At 70.8% G+C, this 13,555-nt stretch carries 12 protein-coding genes; 4 read left to right on the plus strand and 8 right to left on the minus strand.

What is annotated here, in order from left to right; translation table 11 throughout:
• The 4 genes from ABE438_RS19330 to ABE438_RS19345 form a co-directional block, all read right to left on the minus strand.
• Nucleotides 1-1,263 (minus strand): DNA translocase FtsK 4TM domain-containing protein (locus ABE438_RS19330; RefSeq protein WP_346504308.1); only part of this gene is annotated, 1,263 nt, incomplete at its 3' end.
• A gap of 206 nt (nt 1,264-1,469) precedes the next feature.
• Nucleotides 1,470-2,792, minus strand: a complete 1,323-nt coding sequence (locus tag ABE438_RS19335; RefSeq protein ID WP_346504309.1) for an ammonium transporter — start codon at nt 2,790-2,792, stop codon at nt 1,470-1,472.
• A gap of 28 nt (nt 2,793-2,820) precedes the next feature.
• Nucleotides 2,821-3,159 (minus strand): P-II family nitrogen regulator, encoded by a 339-nt coding sequence (locus ABE438_RS19340; protein ID WP_346504310.1) that lies wholly within the window; start codon nt 3,157-3,159, stop codon nt 2,821-2,823.
• A gap of 223 nt (nt 3,160-3,382) precedes the next feature.
• Nucleotides 3,383-4,252, minus strand: a complete 870-nt coding sequence (locus tag ABE438_RS19345) for an acyl-CoA thioesterase (RefSeq protein WP_346504311.1) — start codon at nt 4,250-4,252, stop codon at nt 3,383-3,385.
• A gap of 115 nt (nt 4,253-4,367) precedes the next feature.
• On the opposite strand from ABE438_RS19345, the gene ABE438_RS19350 reads away from it, so the two are divergent.
• Entirely contained in the window at nt 4,368-5,621 is a 1,254-nt protein-coding gene (locus tag ABE438_RS19350; protein ID WP_346504312.1) for a ubiquinone biosynthesis hydroxylase, read from the plus strand.
• A 4-nt stretch (nt 5,622-5,625) separates the two neighbouring features.
• Here ABE438_RS19350 and thpR read toward each other — a convergent pair whose 3' ends face one another.
• The 3 genes from thpR to ABE438_RS19365 all read right to left on the minus strand — a co-directional run bounded on the left by thpR (nt 5,626) and on the right by ABE438_RS19365 (nt 8,120).
• The gene (thpR, locus tag ABE438_RS19355; RefSeq protein ID WP_346504313.1) at nt 5,626-6,198 is read right to left on the minus strand and encodes an RNA 2',3'-cyclic phosphodiesterase; all 573 of its coding nucleotides are present in this window, start codon (nt 6,196-6,198) and stop codon (nt 5,626-5,628) included.
• A gap of 92 nt (nt 6,199-6,290) precedes the next feature.
• Nucleotides 6,291-7,349, minus strand: coding sequence for an aldo/keto reductase (locus ABE438_RS19360; RefSeq protein ID WP_346504314.1), 1,059 nt, complete (start codon nt 7,347-7,349; stop codon nt 6,291-6,293).
• A gap of 69 nt (nt 7,350-7,418) precedes the next feature.
• Nucleotides 7,419-8,120, minus strand: a complete 702-nt coding sequence (locus tag ABE438_RS19365; RefSeq protein ID WP_346504315.1) for an arylesterase — start codon at nt 8,118-8,120, stop codon at nt 7,419-7,421.
• A gap of 66 nt (nt 8,121-8,186) precedes the next feature.
• Here ABE438_RS19365 and ABE438_RS19370 point away from each other — a divergent pair, with 66 nt between their 5' ends.
• The 3 genes from ABE438_RS19370 (at nt 8,187) to ABE438_RS19380 (ending at nt 12,486) form a co-directional block, all read left to right on the plus strand.
• Nucleotides 8,187-8,891 (plus strand): ABC transporter ATP-binding protein, encoded by a 705-nt coding sequence (locus ABE438_RS19370; protein ID WP_346504316.1) that lies wholly within the window; start codon nt 8,187-8,189, stop codon nt 8,889-8,891.
• A gap of 2 nt (nt 8,892-8,893) precedes the next feature.
• Nucleotides 8,894-11,488, plus strand: coding sequence for an ABC transporter permease (locus tag ABE438_RS19375; RefSeq protein WP_346504317.1), 2,595 nt, complete (start codon nt 8,894-8,896; stop codon nt 11,486-11,488).
• Nucleotides 11,489-11,709: 221 nt separating this feature from the next.
• Entirely contained in the window at nt 11,710-12,486 is a 777-nt protein-coding gene (locus ABE438_RS19380) for a Bax inhibitor-1/YccA family protein (RefSeq protein ID WP_346504318.1), read from the plus strand.
• A gap of 115 nt (nt 12,487-12,601) precedes the next feature.
• Here the strand turns inward: ABE438_RS19380 and ABE438_RS19385 are convergent, their stop codons facing one another.
• Complete coding sequence (locus tag ABE438_RS19385; protein WP_346504319.1) at nt 12,602-12,970, minus strand: DUF2794 domain-containing protein; 369 nt, start codon at nt 12,968-12,970, stop codon at nt 12,602-12,604.
• Between the last annotated feature and the right edge of the window lie 585 nt (nt 12,971-13,555).

Consider the following 13,555-nt stretch of genomic DNA (forward strand, 5'->3'; position numbering starts at 1 on the left):
CACCGCGACGCGCGCCGACACAGCGCTCATCGAGCGCGCGATGTCGTCCGCAAGCGAAATCACCCGCGACGACTTCGTCCCCGGAGCAGGCTCAAGCTCGTAAAGCGTCACCACGGGGCCCGGCCGGACCTGGCTGATGTCGCCGCGCACGCCGAAATCCTCGAGCACGCCTTCGAGCAGCGAGGCGTTCTGCTCGAGCGCATCGGTCGAGACCGTGTTGGCGGGCTGGTGCTTCGGCTCGGCCAGATAGGTCAGCGGCGGTAGCTCGAAACTGTCGGCGCCGAGCAGCGAGGGCTGCGCCTCGCGCGACAGGCGCTTGCCGGGCTTCGGCGCGGTCAGCGGGGGAGCGACGCGCGGCGTGTTGAGGTCGCGCAGGTCCTGGGCCGGCTCGGCGACGGGGGCCCGGCGCACCTGCGCAGCCCGCGGGGCCTCGTGCGCGCTGCCGGGCGCGGCCCCGTCGACGAATTGCGGTTCGCGGCGGACGCGGCCCTGCGGCGCCGGGGCGGCGGCGGGCGCGGCGCGCGCCAGCGAGGGCGGCTGCGGCAGGCGACGCAGGATCGCGGCCTTGAGCGACATGGCGCCATGCGCCAGCCAGCCGATCAGGATGACCGAGAAGCCGGGCTCGTCGTCGCGGCGCTCCTCGGCGTCGGACCAGGGCGCCTCGCTCTCGTCCTCGACCGGATCCTCGTCGGAGACGAAGCCGAAGCCGGCGGCGGCGGTGATGGCGAGGATGGCGATGCCGGCATAGACGAAGGCGACCAGCCCGCCGATCGCGCTGCCGGAGAGGCCGGCGAGGTTGCGCGTGCCGTGCAGCAGCGCGTCGCCGACGACGCCGCCCATGCCGGTCGGCAGCGGCCAGCGCGGCGTCGCGGGCAGGGCGCTGGCCACCGCCGCGGTCGCGGCGACGCCGGCGACCCAGAGGCCGAGCTTGAGCGCGCCGCGGTCGAACAGGTGCACGCGGATCAGGCGCACCGCCCAGAGCAGCGGCGGCAGCAGCATGGCGACGACGCCGAGCCCGACGAGCTGCATGGCGAAATCGGCGACCACGGCGCCGGGGCGGCCGAGCAGGTTGTGGACAGTGCCGCGCGTCGCGTTGTTCAGGCTGGGATCGTCGACCGACCATGTGGCGAGCGAGACCGCGACCGCGACGGTGAACAGCAGCAGCGCCATGCCGCCGATCTCGGCGGCCCGGCGTGCGAGGAAGTCCCGCACGGGATCGGGCAGACGGTCGATCAGCGATGAGGAGCGTCGGATCGTGCGCATGCGGGGCGGCCGGTGTTGCGGGACATCGGGAGGGCGTGGACGGCGAGCGGGCCGGCCCTCGAAAGCCCACGTTAGGAAGCCGAGGTTAAGGCCCGCTTAACCTTGAACGCGACGCGGGCCGGTGGGCGCCGCGCGGCCGCAAGCGTCAGAAAAAAGGGCCCCGGCGTCGCCGCCGGGGCCCGTTTCGTCACGGAAAGCCGTGAGGATCAGTTGTGGTAGGCGCGCTCGCCATGCTCGGCGATGTCGAGGCCCTCGCGCTCCTGGTCCGGGGTGACGCGCAGGCCGACGACCACGTCGACGATCTTGTAGAGGATGAAGGAGCCGATGCCGCACCAGACCATGGCGATCACCACGGCGACGGTCTGCTTCCAGACCTGGGCGGCCATGGAGTAGCCCTCGACGCCGACGCCGCCGAGCGCGGGGGCGACGAAGATGCCGGTGCCGATCGAGCCGATGATGCCGGCGACGCCGTGGACGCCGAAGACGTCGGCGGTGTCGTCATAGCCGAGCGCCGTCTTGACCGTGGTGCAGAAGAAGAACGACACCGCGCCGCCGACCGCGCCGAGCACGATCGCGCCGACCGGGCCGACCAGGCCGGCCGCCGGGGTGATCGCGACGAGGCCGGCGACCGCGCCCGAGATCGAGCCGAGCAGCGAGGGCTTGCCCTTCACCATCCACTCCACGAAGAGCCAGCCGAGCGTGGCGGCGGCGGTGGCGACCAGCGTGTTGACCAGCGCCAGCGCCGCGACCGGACCGGCGGTCAGGGCCGAGCCGGCGTTGAAGCCGAACCAGCCGATCCAGAGCAGGGCGCCGCCGACGAAGGTCAGGGTCAGCGAGTGCGGGGCCATCAGCTCCTTGCCGTAGCCGATGCGCTTGCCGACGACATAGGCGCCGACCAGGGCGGCGATGCCGGCATTGATGTGCACCACGGTGCCGCCGGCGAAGTCGAGCGCGCCGAGCTTCATCAGATAGCCGTCCTCATGCCAGACCATGTGGGCGAGCGGGTAGTAGATGAAGGTCACCCAGAGCAGCATGAACAGCATTACCGCCGAGAACCTGGTGCGCTCGGCGAAGCCGCCGACGATCAGGGCCGGGGTGATGGCCGCGAAGGTCATCTGGAAGGCGAGGAAGACGTATTCCGGGATGCCGCCGGCGGTGACGGTCTCGTGGCTGACGCCGGCGAGGAACATCTTGGAGAAGCCGCCGATGAAGCTGGTCAGCGAGCCGCCGCCGGTGAAGGCCAGGCTGTAGCCGTAGACGATCCAGATCACCATGGTCATGCAGGCCACGGCCAGCACCTGGGTGAGGACCGAGAGCATGTTCTTGCTGCGCACGAGGCCGCCATAGAACAGCGCGAGGCCGGGCACGATCATCAGCAGGACCAGCACGGTCGAGACGATCATCCAGGCGGTGTCGCCGGAGTTGAGGGTGGGCGTGGGCGCCGGGGTGGCCTGGGCGAGGGCGGGCCCGGCGGCGAGCGCGAGAGGCAGCGCCAGCAGTCCGGCCCGCTGGAATAGCTTCGAGATCATATCGGGAACTCCTGAAAACTGTCGCGGGTCAGAGGGCGTCGCCGTCGGTCTCGCCGGTGCGGATGCGGACGGCCTTCTCGATCGAGGAGACGAAGATCTTGCCGTCGCCGATCTGGCCGGTGCGGGCGGATGCGGTGATCGTCTCGATCACGGTGCCGACCAGCTCGTCGGCGATGGCGACCTCGATCTTCAGCTTGGGCAGGAAGCTGACGGCGTATTCGGCGCCGCGATAGATTTCGGTGTGGCCCTTCTGGCGGCCATAGCCCTTGACTTCGGTCACGGTCAGGCCGTGCACGCCGATGGCGGTGAGCGCGTCGCGCACCTCCTCGAGCTTGAACGGCTTGATGATAGCCATCACGATCTTCATTGCTGGGTCGCCCCCGTCTGCGCCGCCTGTCCGGTCGGGACCGGCGAACTCGTTGCGTCATCTCGTCCGGGCTGCTGGCAGCCGCGCTTGCGAGAGACGCCTTTCAAGCCGCGTGCCAACAGCGAAGCTGCCTCAGGAGCAGGCAGCGCCGTGCTTCCGCCACGATTGCGGCGGGCGGGTGCTTACGAAATGTGCAGATGCCGCCGAATCGGGCGGTGCGGTCTCAGGCCAGGTCGGGTCGGGGGCGGATCAGCCCCTCCTGAGCCACCGAGGCGACGAGGCGCCCGTCGCGGTCGAAGACCAGCCCGCGCGAGAAGCCGCGGGCGCCGGAGGTCGAGGGGCTCTCCTGGGCGTAGAGCAGCCAGTCGTCGGCGCGGAACGGCCGGTGGAACCAGAGCGCATGGTCGAGGCTGGCCGACTGGATCGCCGGGTCGAAGGCGGTGCGGCCGTGCACGACGAGGCTGGTGTCGAGCAGCATCAGGTCGGAGGCGTAGGCCAGCACGCTGCGATGGATCGCCGGATCGTCCGGCAGGGGGCTCACGGCCTTGATCCAGACGTTGAAGTTCGGCGCCATGCCCTTGGGCGCCACATAGCGCTGCAGGTCGACCGGGCGGATCTCGATCGGCCGCTCGCGCTGGAAATAGGCGCGCACGGGCGCGGGCAGATGCGGCAGGATCTCGCGCAGCATCGCCGCGTGGCCCGGCAGCGATTCGGGCATCGGCACCGCCGGCATCGGCGCCTGGTGCTCGAAGCCCTCCTCCTCGACCTGGAAGGAGACCGACATCGCGAAGATCGCCGCCTCGCCCTGGCGCGCCAGCACGCGGCGCGTGGCGAAGGAGCGGCCGTCGCGCAGGGTCTCGACCTCGTAGACGATCGGCGTCTCGGGATCGCCCGGCAGCAGGAAATAGGCGTGCATCGAATGCGGCAGCCGGCCCTCGACGGTGAAGCAGGCGGCGCGCAGCGCCTGGCCGAGCACCTGGCCGCCGAAGACGCGCTTCCATCCGACGCGGGGGCTGCGACCCTGGAAGCGGTTGCCGCCGAGCGGCGCGAGGTCGAGGATCGCGGTCAGGCTGTCGGGTGGGCTCACGGTCATCCGGCGCTCGTCGGGCTTGCGGCTCGCCACCATGGCGGGCAAGACGGCGATGTCCGCATCAGCAACCAAAGGCACCGGCGCCGTCAAGCCGGACCTTGCCAGGGAAGGCGCGACCATGGCGTCGAACGAACAGGACTGGAACCGGCGGCTGGTGATCGCCGGCGGCGGCGTCGCGGGGCTGACGCTGGCGGTGGCGCTGCGGCAGGCGCTCGGCGAGGGCATGGAGGTCGTGCTCGCCGATCCGGCCCTGGGCGCGCCGCCGCGCGAGGATCATCGCGCCTATGCGATCGCCGCCACCGCCCGCCGCATGTTCGAATCGCTCGGCGTCTGGTCGCGGATCGCCGATCGCGCCGCGGCGATGACCGACATGGTGATCACCGACAGCCGCACCAGCGACGTGGTGCGCCCGGTCTTCCTGACCTTCGCCGGCGAGGTCCAGCCCGGCGAGCCCTTCGCCCATATGGTCGAGAACGGTGCGCTGGCCGAGTCGCTGCTCGTGGCGGCGCGCGCCTGCGGCGTGGTGCTGCGGCCCGAAGGTGTCCGCTCGGGTGCGAGCGAGGATGGCGGGCCGATGACCGTGACCTATGCCGGCGGCGAAACGGCGCAGGCGGCGCTGCTGGTGGCGGCGGACGGTGCCCGCTCGCGGCTGCGCAACCAGGCCGGGATCGGCTGGGTCGGCTGGTCCTACCGCCAGTCCGGCATCGTCGCGACCATCGGCCATGAACGGCCGCATGGCGGGCGGGCCGTCGAGCATTTCCTGCCTTCCGGGCCGTTCGCGATGCTGCCGCTGGCCGATGGCGGCCGGCTCGGCCATCGCTCCTCGATCGTCTGGACCGAGCGGACCGAGAACGTCCCGGCGCTGCTCTCGCTCGACGCCGCCGACCTGCTGGCCGAGATCGAGCGCCGCTTCGGGCTGGAACTTGGCGAGATCGCGCTGGAGACGCCGGTCGGCGCCTATCCGCTCGCCTTCGGCATCGCCCGCAGCTTCGCCGGCGCGCGGCTGGCGCTGATGGGCGACGCCGCCCATCTCGTGCATCCGATCTCGGGGCAGGGGCTCAATCTCGGCCTGCGCGACGTCGCCTCGCTGGCGGAAGCGGTGGTCGACGCCGCCCGTCTCGGGCTCGATCCGGGCGCGCCGGACGTGCTGGCCGATTACGAGCGCAGCCGGCGCTTCGACACGCTGGCGATGGGCGCGGTCACCGACGGGCTCAACCGCCTGTTCTCGAACGATTCGACGCCACTGCGCCTGATGCGCGATCTCGGGCTCGGCCTGGTCGACCGGTTGCCGGGGCTGAAGCGCAGATTCATCCGCGAGGCGGCCGGGCTGTCGTCGAGCGCGCCGCGCCTGCTGCGCGGCGAGATGCTCTGAGCCCTCAGCGGCGGCGGGCGCGCATCGGCGCGAAGCCGCCGAAGGGATCGAGCGGGTAGGCGGCCTCCAGCAGATAGGGGCCGCCGCCGATCGAATCGCGCGAGGAGAACACGGCGAAGCGCCGCGCGGTGAAGACGATCGGCTGCACGATCGGGTGCCGGGCGAGATAATCCGCGAGATCGAGCGGCGAGGTCTCGCGCAGCCGCGCCAGCGTGACATGCGGCGTGAAGCGCCGGGTTTCCGGCGGCAGGCCGAGGCGGCGCATGGCGCGCTCGAGATCGGCCTGGAGCTCTGAGAGCTGCGGCGTCGGCTGCACCCGGGCGAAGACGGCGCGCGGCTTGTCGCCGCCGAAGGAGCCGAGCTGGTCGAGCGTCACGGTCAGCGGCGCGGCCGCGATATCGGACAGCGCGGCGTCGACGTCGCGGGCCATGTGCCGGTCGACATCGCCGAGAAAGCGCAGGGTGAGGTGATAGTCCGCCGGCTCGATCCAGCGCGCCCCGGCAATGCCGCCGCGATGCAGGGTCAGGCGCGAGGCGACCTCGGCGGGAATCTCGAGAGCGACGAAGAGCCGTGCCATGACGCCATCCGTGCCTGAGCTTTGTGACCGGTGCGAGACGGGAAGCCTCGCACCGGGCGGCACGGATCACAAGCGCGGCGCTGCGCCGCGCTTTACGGGCAGGGATTGCCGACGCGCTGGTGCACGGCGTCGATCTTGTCTTCGAGCTCGGGCGTCAGGGTCACCGCGGCCGAACCGATCGCGATCTTCAGCTGCTCCATCGTGGTGGCGCCGATGATGTTGGCCGTGACGAAGGGGCGCGAGGTGACGAAGGCCAGCGCCAGCTCCGCCGGATCCAGCCCCGCCTCGCGGGCGATGCCGATATAGGCGCGGATCGCCTCCTCGGCGCCGGGGACCTCGTAGCGCTGCCCGCGCTGGAACAAGGTGGAGCGGGCGCCGGCCGGGCGGGCACCGTCGAGATATTTGCCGGTGAGATAGCCCTGGGCCAGCGGCGAATAGGCCAGCAGGCCGACCTGCTCGCGCATGGTGATCTCGGCCAGCGCGGTCTCGTAGGTGCGGTTCAGCAGGTTGTAGGCGTTCTGGATCGACTGGGGCCGCGGCCGGCCGACGCCAGCGTCGGATTCGGCCAGGAAGCGCATCGTACCCCAGGCGCTCTCGTTGGAGAGGCCGACATGGCGGATCTTGCCGGCCTTGACCAGCTCGCCCAGTGCGTCGAGCTGCTCGGCGATCGGGGTCTCGTCCGCGGCGGCGGCGAAGGGCGCGCGCTTGAAGCGCGTCGGGTTGGAGCCCCACTGCATGGGCCGGTCGGGGAAGTGGATCTGGTAGAGGTCGATATAGTCGGTCTGCAGCCGCTTCAGGCTCTTCTCGACCGCCTCGTTGATCTGGCGGCGGTTGACGCGGGTCTCGCCGCCATCGTCGCGGAACCAGGTGTTGGCCGAGCGGCCGACCACCTTGGAGGCCAGGATCACCTTGTCGCGGTTGCCGCGCGCCTTGAACCAGCTGCCGATGATCCGCTCGGTCGAGCCCTGGGTCTCGGCCTTGGGCGGGATCGAGTAGAGCTCGGCGGTGTCGAAGAAGTTCACGCCCTGGTCGAGCGCGTAGTCCATCTGCTGATGGCCCTCGGCTTCGGTGTTCTGCTGGCCCCAGGTCATCGTGCCCAGGCAGATCGCCGACACCTGCAGATCGGTGCGGCCGAGACGACGGTATTCCATGCGCAGAACTCCAGGGCCGGCGCGTCGGCGTGCCGGCAAGGCTCGAAACGGGGCGGGAAGCGCCGGCGCCTAGGGGCGTTGGCGCAGGGAGGCGACGAACCGCTCCACCGTGGGCAGGATGCGCTGCGCGATGACGCGCACGCCCTCCGCCGTCGGGTGCAGCATGTCGGGCTGGTTCAATAGCCGGTCGCCGGCGATGCCGTCCAGAAAGAACGGGTAGAGCGTCAGCCCGTGCGTCTCGGCCAGGCGCGGATAGATCGCGTCGAAGCGCTTCACATAGTCCTCGCCGAGATTGCGCGGGGCGTACATGCCGGCCAGCATCACGGCGATGCCGCGCTGCTTCAGCCGGGTCACGATGGCGTCGAGCGCCTGCTCGGTCACCGCCGGGTCGAGGCCGCGCAGCGCGTCATTGGCGCCGAGCTCGAGGATGACGCCGTCGGTGCCGTCCGGCACCGACCAGTCGAGCCGCTCGAGCCCGCCCTGGGCGGTATCGCCCGAGACGCCGGCGTTCACGATCTCGACAGGAAGCCCCTTGGCGCGCAGCAGCCCCTGCAGAACCTCCGGGAAAGCGGCGCTGGCGGGCAGGTTGTAGCCCGCGGTCAGGCTGTCGCCGAGAGCGACGAGCTTCACCGGGCGCTCCTCGGCCCAAGCGGGGGCGGCGGCCGGCAGCGTCACGGCGAGCGCCACGAAGGCGAGCAGGACTGCGCAAATCCACGGCAGTCTCTGGATTCGGGCGGGCAAGCGCCCATATCGGTTGGCGGCGCGAGGCATGGTGATGGGTGGTCCTCCGGGCGCAGTGCGGTCGGAACCGGCATCGGACGGGATGAAAGCGGAAACATGGCGACAGGCGAGCAGGGCCCCACGGCGATCGAACTCCGCGACGTCGATCTCAGTCTGGGGCGCGGCGCCGCGCGCGTCCATATCCTGCGCGGCGTCTCGCTGAGCATCCCCGAAGGCCAGGCGACCGGGCTGGTCGGTCCCTCCGGCTCGGGCAAATCGACGCTGCTGATGACCATGGCCGGGCTGGAGCGGCCGGATTCCGGGCTGGTCAGCGTGGCGGGGCAGGATCTCGGCGCGCTCGACGAGGACGGGCTCGCCCTGTTCCGCGGCCGCCATATCGGCATCGTCTTCCAGTCCTTCCACCTCGTGCCGACGATGACGGCGCGCGAGAACGTCGCGCTGCCGCTGGAACTGGCCGGCGCGCCCGACGCCTTCGCCCGCGCCGGCGCCGAGCTGCGCAATGTCGGGCTCGGCGAGCGCATGGACCATTATCCGTCGCAGCTCTCGGGCGGCGAGCAGCAGCGCGTCGCCATCGCGCGCGCCGTCGCGCCCGATCCGGCGATCCTGGTGGCCGACGAGCCGACCGGCAATCTCGACGAGACCACCGGCGGCTCGATCGTCGACCTGATCTTCGCGCTGCGGCGCGAGCGCGGCGCCACCCTCGTCCTCGTCACCCACGACCTCTCGCTGGCGGCGGTCTGCGACCGCACGGTGCGCTTGCGCGCCGGGCGCATCGAGGCGGCCGAGCCGGCGGTAGCGTGAGCATGCACGCCCCCGTCCGCCCCGCTCCCGGCACGCCCTCTCCGGCTCACCCTCCGCGCGCTGCCGGCTTCGGCCTGGTGCTGCGGCTCGCCCTGCGCGATCTGCGCGGCGGCCTGCGCGGCTTCGGCGTGTTCATCGCCTGCCTGGCGCTCGGCGTCATGGCGATCGCCGCGGTCTCCTCGGCCTCGCGCGGCCTGAGCGAGGGGCTGGGCCGCGAGGGCCGGCGCATCCTCGGCGGTGACGCTGCCTTCTCGCTGATCCACCGCGAGCCGAGCCCGGCCGAACGCGCCTTCCTGGAGCGGCACGGCATCGTCTCGGTGATCGCGACCATGCGCGCCATGGCCAATGCCGGCGAGCAGGGTGCCGCTTTGGTCGAGATCAAGGCGGTCGACGACGGCTATCCCGGCATCGGCGCGCTGGCGACCGATCCGCAAGCCGAGCCGGGGCCGCTGCTGGCCGAGCGCGACGGGCAGTTCGGCGGCATCGCCGACCCGGTCCTGCTCGGGCGTCTCGGCCTGAAGACCGGCGATTTGATCTCGATCGGCTCGGCCCGGATCCAGCTGCGCGCCGCGCTGGTCTCGGAGCCGGACAAGATCGCCGCCGGCGTCGGCTTCGGCCCGCGCCTGATCGTCTCGCAGGCGGCGCTGCGCGCCTCCGGCCTGCTGCAGCCCGGCAGCCTGGTGCGCTGGACCGCGCGCGTCATCCTGCCCGATCCGTCGGATGCGACGCTGGAGGCGCTGATCGCCGCCGCCGGGCGCGAACAGGCCGAGGCCGGCTGGGAAATCCGCTCGCGGGTCAACGCCGCGCCGAACTTCCAGCGCAATATCGAGCGCTTCACCCAGTTCCTTACCCTGGTCGGGCTGACGGCCCTGCTGGTCGGCGGCGTCGGCGTCGCCAATGCGGTAGGCCGCTTCGTCGAGGCCAAGAAGCTCGATTTCGCCACGCTGAAGGCGCTCGGCGCCTCGGGCGGGCGGGTCGTCGCCATCCATCTCGCCGAGGTCATGCTGGTCGCCGCGATCGGCATCGCGATCGGGCTGGGGCTCGGCGCCGCCGCGCCCTTCGCGCTGGGCGCCGCCCTGCGCGACGTGCTGCCGCTGCCCTTCGAGCCGACGCTGGCGCCGGCCGAACTGGCGATCGCGGCGCTCTACGGCTTCCTGACCGCGCTGGTCTTCGCCATCCTGCCGCTCGGCCGGGCGCATGACGTGCCGGTCTCGGCGCTGTTCCGCGACCGGGTCGAGCCCGACCGGCGCCGGCCGCGCTGGATCTATCTGGCGATCTTCGCCGCGGCGCTCGCCGGGCTGGTCGGCGTGGCGCTGGCCTTCGCCTATGACCGCCGGATCGCGCTGCTCTATATCGGCGTCGCCGGCGGCGTCTTCGTGCTGCTGCGGCTGGTCGCGGCGGTGCTGATGGCGCTCGCCCGCCGGGCGCCACGCCTGCGCCGGCCGGCGCTGCGCCTGGCGCTCGCCAACATCCACCGCCCCGGCGCGCTGACGCCATCGCTGGTGCTCTCGCTCGGGCTCGGCGTCGCGCTGCTCTCGGCGCTGGCCTTCATCGACGTCAGCCTGACGCGCCAGCTCACCAGCGCCCTGCCGGCCAGGGCGCCGAGCTTCTTCTTCCTCGACATCCCCAACGCCCAGTCGGCCGCCTTCGACCGCTTCGTCGCGGCGCAGCGGCCCGACGCCAGGCTCGAGCGCGTGCCGATGATGCGCGGGCGGATCGTCGCCCTGAACGGCGTGCCGGCCGAGAAGATCGCCGCCGGCGAGCAGATGGCCTGGGTGCTGGAGGGCGATCGCGGCATCACCTATGCGGCGACGATGCCGGAGGGCTCGCGGCTGGCCTCGGGCGAATGGTGGCCGCAGGACTATCGCGGCGAGCCGCTGGTCTCCTTCGACGCGCGCGGCATCGAGGGACTCGGCCTCAAGCTCGGCGACACGCTGACCGTCAACGTGCTCGGCCGTACCATCACCGCGCGGATCGCAAGCTTCCGCGACATCGAATGGCGCTCGCTCGGCATCAACTTCGTCATGGTGTTCTCGCCGAACACCTTCGCCGGCGCGCCGCACACCAACCTCGCCACCATGACCATGCCCGAGGCGGCGGCGCCGGCCGCGGACGCGGCGCTGATGCGGCGGCTCGCGGTCGACTTCCCGTCGGTGACGGCGGTGCGGGTGCGCGACGCGCTGGAGGCGGTCAACGTCGTGGTCTCGCAGCTCGCCACCGCGATCCGCGGCGCCTCGAGCCTCGCCATCGCCGCCAGCCTGCTGGTGCTGGCGGGCGCGCTGGCGGCCGGGCAGCGGGCGCGGCTTTACGACGCGATGATCCTCAAGACGCTGGGCGCGACGCGCCGCTTCGTGCTGACGTCCTATGTCCTCGAATACGCAGGGATCGGCGTGGTTTCGGCCCTATTCGGCCTCGTCGCGGGCGCAGCCGCCGGCTGGGGCGTCGTCACGAAAGTCATGAGAATAGATTTCGTCTTCGATCCGACCGGCGCCATCCTGGCGGCAACTGCGGCAGTCGTGGTGACGGTCATGTTCGGTTTGGCCGGAACGGTACAAATACTGTCGAAGGCGCCGGCTTCTCATCTGCGGAATTTGTGAGTTCGTCGGCAGGTCCCTAGGCGCTAGACATGGGCGGGACTGCGCATTGCATGGCCGACCCGGCGTATGTCTATGCGGCCGCGCGATTGACCATGGGCGGGCTCTTGTAAGGGCGCGCTTTCGCGCTCATATTCCGCAGTGTCGCCACGATGGTGCGCGATGGTGGACGTCGCAGGGGCGATGTCCGTCCATGCCAAACGGTTTCTAGGGGAATTCTCTGCATGAGCAACTTCGACCGCAATGCTCCGGTCTGGGGTGCGGGCCGCGCACAGCAGACCAGCGCCGTCGAGATGGATCAGGGCCTGCGCTCGTTCATGCTCGGCGTCTACAACAACATGTCGATCGGCCTGGCCATCACCGGCCTGTTCGCGATCGGCATCTCGCTGATGGCCATCGCCGGCTACTCGCCCTCGGGCAAGGTCACGGCGCTGACCCCGCTCGGCCAGGCGCTCTATCTCAGCCCGCTGAAGTGGGTTGTGATGCTGGCTCCGCTCGCCTTCATCCTGTTCTTCTCGTTCAAGGCCGAGAGCATGAGCGCCTCGACCGCGCGCGGCATGTTCTTCGCCTTCGCGGCGGTGATGGGCGTGTCGATGTCGTCGATCTTCGTGGTGTTCACGGGCGAGTCGATCGCGCGCGTGTTCTTCATCACGGCGGCGTCCTTCGCGGGCCTGAGCCTGTTCGGCTACACCACCAAGAAGTCGCTGTCCGGCTGGGGCTCCTTCCTGATCATGGGCCTGATCGGCCTGATCATCGCCTCGCTGGTGAACATCTTCCTGGCCTCGAGCGCGCTCGGCTTCGCCATCTCGGTGCTCGGCGTGCTGGTCTTCGCCGGCCTGACCGCCTGGGACACCCAGCGCCTGAAGGAAATGTACCTGTATTCGGACCTCGACGCCGAGTCGGCGGCGAAGCTCTCGGTGAACGGCGCCCTGTCGCTCTACCTGAACTTCGTCAACATGTTCCAGATGCTGCTCTCGCTCTTCGGCTCGCGCCAGGAGTGATGCGGCGGCCTCCCGCGAGGCCTTCCGACACGACGAAGCCCCGGTCGCAGGACCGGGGCTTTTTCGTTGGCGGTTAGGTGAGGATAGCGCCGATGCGCCGGCGCAGGGCTGCGGATCAGCCGACGACGCTGAGGCGCTTGTCGAGCACGCGCAGCACCCGGCCGAGTTCGCTGCCGCGCTTGAGGATCTGCCCGGTGGCGTTCACCACGGAATAGGCGCCCTGCCGGCGGGCGAGCGCCGGGTCCTTGACGATCCGGTAGAGCGGCATCTCGCTGGCGCGGCGGAACACCGAGAACTGGGCGGTGTCGCGCAGGAAGTCGATGGCGTAGTCGCGCCATTCGCCGGCCGCGACCATGCGGCCGTAGAGATTGAGCAGCTCATTGAGTTCGTGGCGGTCGAAGGTCACCGAGCGGGGCGCCGGCGTCACCGGGAAGGCGATCACCGCGCCTGGCTTGCGCGCCGCCGGCGCATCGCTGTCGCTCATCGGGCCTCCGCGGCTCTCGCCGTGTTCCTCGGGCGAGCGATGATGCGCCCAGCCCCCGCCGCTGGCAAGCCGGCAAGGGAGCGGCGAGGGAGCGGCCGGGAAGCGGTGACGCGGCGGCCGGGCGCTTCACCGAAACGTTAGAACCCGCCACGATTTCGCCGTGCTTGCGCCAAGCGGGCGCCGCCTTGCGGGGCTCAACTCCTCTGTGTTGCCTGGACGGCCCGGCTTCGCCCGGTTCGGACACGTCAGCCCCCCAAGCCCCCCGGGCTGTGGCGGGCCGGGCCAACCTATCCAGGCCAACTCACGGCTGGCGGAGACGCCGGCCGTTTTTCTGTCCGGACCATGGCATGCCGTCCGGGCGACCCGTCTCGACATCGCTGGTTCTCGCATCGTCGTCGCGCCCGCAAGCGGGCTCGCGTGCCCTGCCGTCTGCGCGCTATCACGCTTTCCGAACCTGTATTGTCGTGATCTATCAGTACATTGCGGGACATTACAGAACATTAATGTAAGGGTTCAGGATTGGTTCATGCCCGGTCCATAGGTTCGGACCAGACACGAAAGGAACCGATCCATGATCAAGACTGT

Source organism: Allobosea sp. TWI1241, assembly GCF_039673065.1.
Lineage (GTDB): Bacteria > Pseudomonadota > Alphaproteobacteria > Rhizobiales > Beijerinckiaceae > Allobosea.

What these genes read in the sequence shown, in the direction of transcription:
- ABE438_RS19335 (WP_346504309.1), bottom strand. Translation starts at nt 2,792, where the DNA reads ATGATCTCGAAGCTATTCCAGCGGGCCGGACTGCTGGCGCTGCCTCTC.
- ABE438_RS19340 (WP_346504310.1), bottom strand. Translation starts at nt 3,159, where the DNA reads ATGAAGATCGTGATGGCTATCATCAAGCCGTTCAAGCTCGAGGAGGTG.
- ABE438_RS19345 (WP_346504311.1), bottom strand. Translation starts at nt 4,252, where the DNA reads ATGACCGTGAGCCCACCCGACAGCCTGACCGCGATCCTCGACCTCGCG.
- ABE438_RS19350 (WP_346504312.1), top strand. Translation starts at nt 4,368, where the DNA reads ATGGCGTCGAACGAACAGGACTGGAACCGGCGGCTGGTGATCGCCGGC.
- thpR (WP_346504313.1), bottom strand. Translation starts at nt 6,198, where the DNA reads ATGGCACGGCTCTTCGTCGCTCTCGAGATTCCCGCCGAGGTCGCCTCG.
- ABE438_RS19360 (WP_346504314.1), bottom strand. Translation starts at nt 7,349, where the DNA reads ATGGAATACCGTCGTCTCGGCCGCACCGATCTGCAGGTGTCGGCGATC.
- ABE438_RS19365 (WP_346504315.1), bottom strand. Translation starts at nt 8,120, where the DNA reads ATGCCTCGCGCCGCCAACCGATATGGGCGCTTGCCCGCCCGAATCCAG.
- ABE438_RS19370 (WP_346504316.1), top strand. Translation starts at nt 8,187, where the DNA reads ATGGCGACAGGCGAGCAGGGCCCCACGGCGATCGAACTCCGCGACGTC.
- ABE438_RS19375 (WP_346504317.1), top strand. Translation starts at nt 8,894, where the DNA reads ATGCACGCCCCCGTCCGCCCCGCTCCCGGCACGCCCTCTCCGGCTCAC.
- ABE438_RS19380 (WP_346504318.1), top strand. Translation starts at nt 11,710, where the DNA reads ATGAGCAACTTCGACCGCAATGCTCCGGTCTGGGGTGCGGGCCGCGCA.
- ABE438_RS19385 (WP_346504319.1), bottom strand. Translation starts at nt 12,970, where the DNA reads ATGAGCGACAGCGATGCGCCGGCGGCGCGCAAGCCAGGCGCGGTGATC.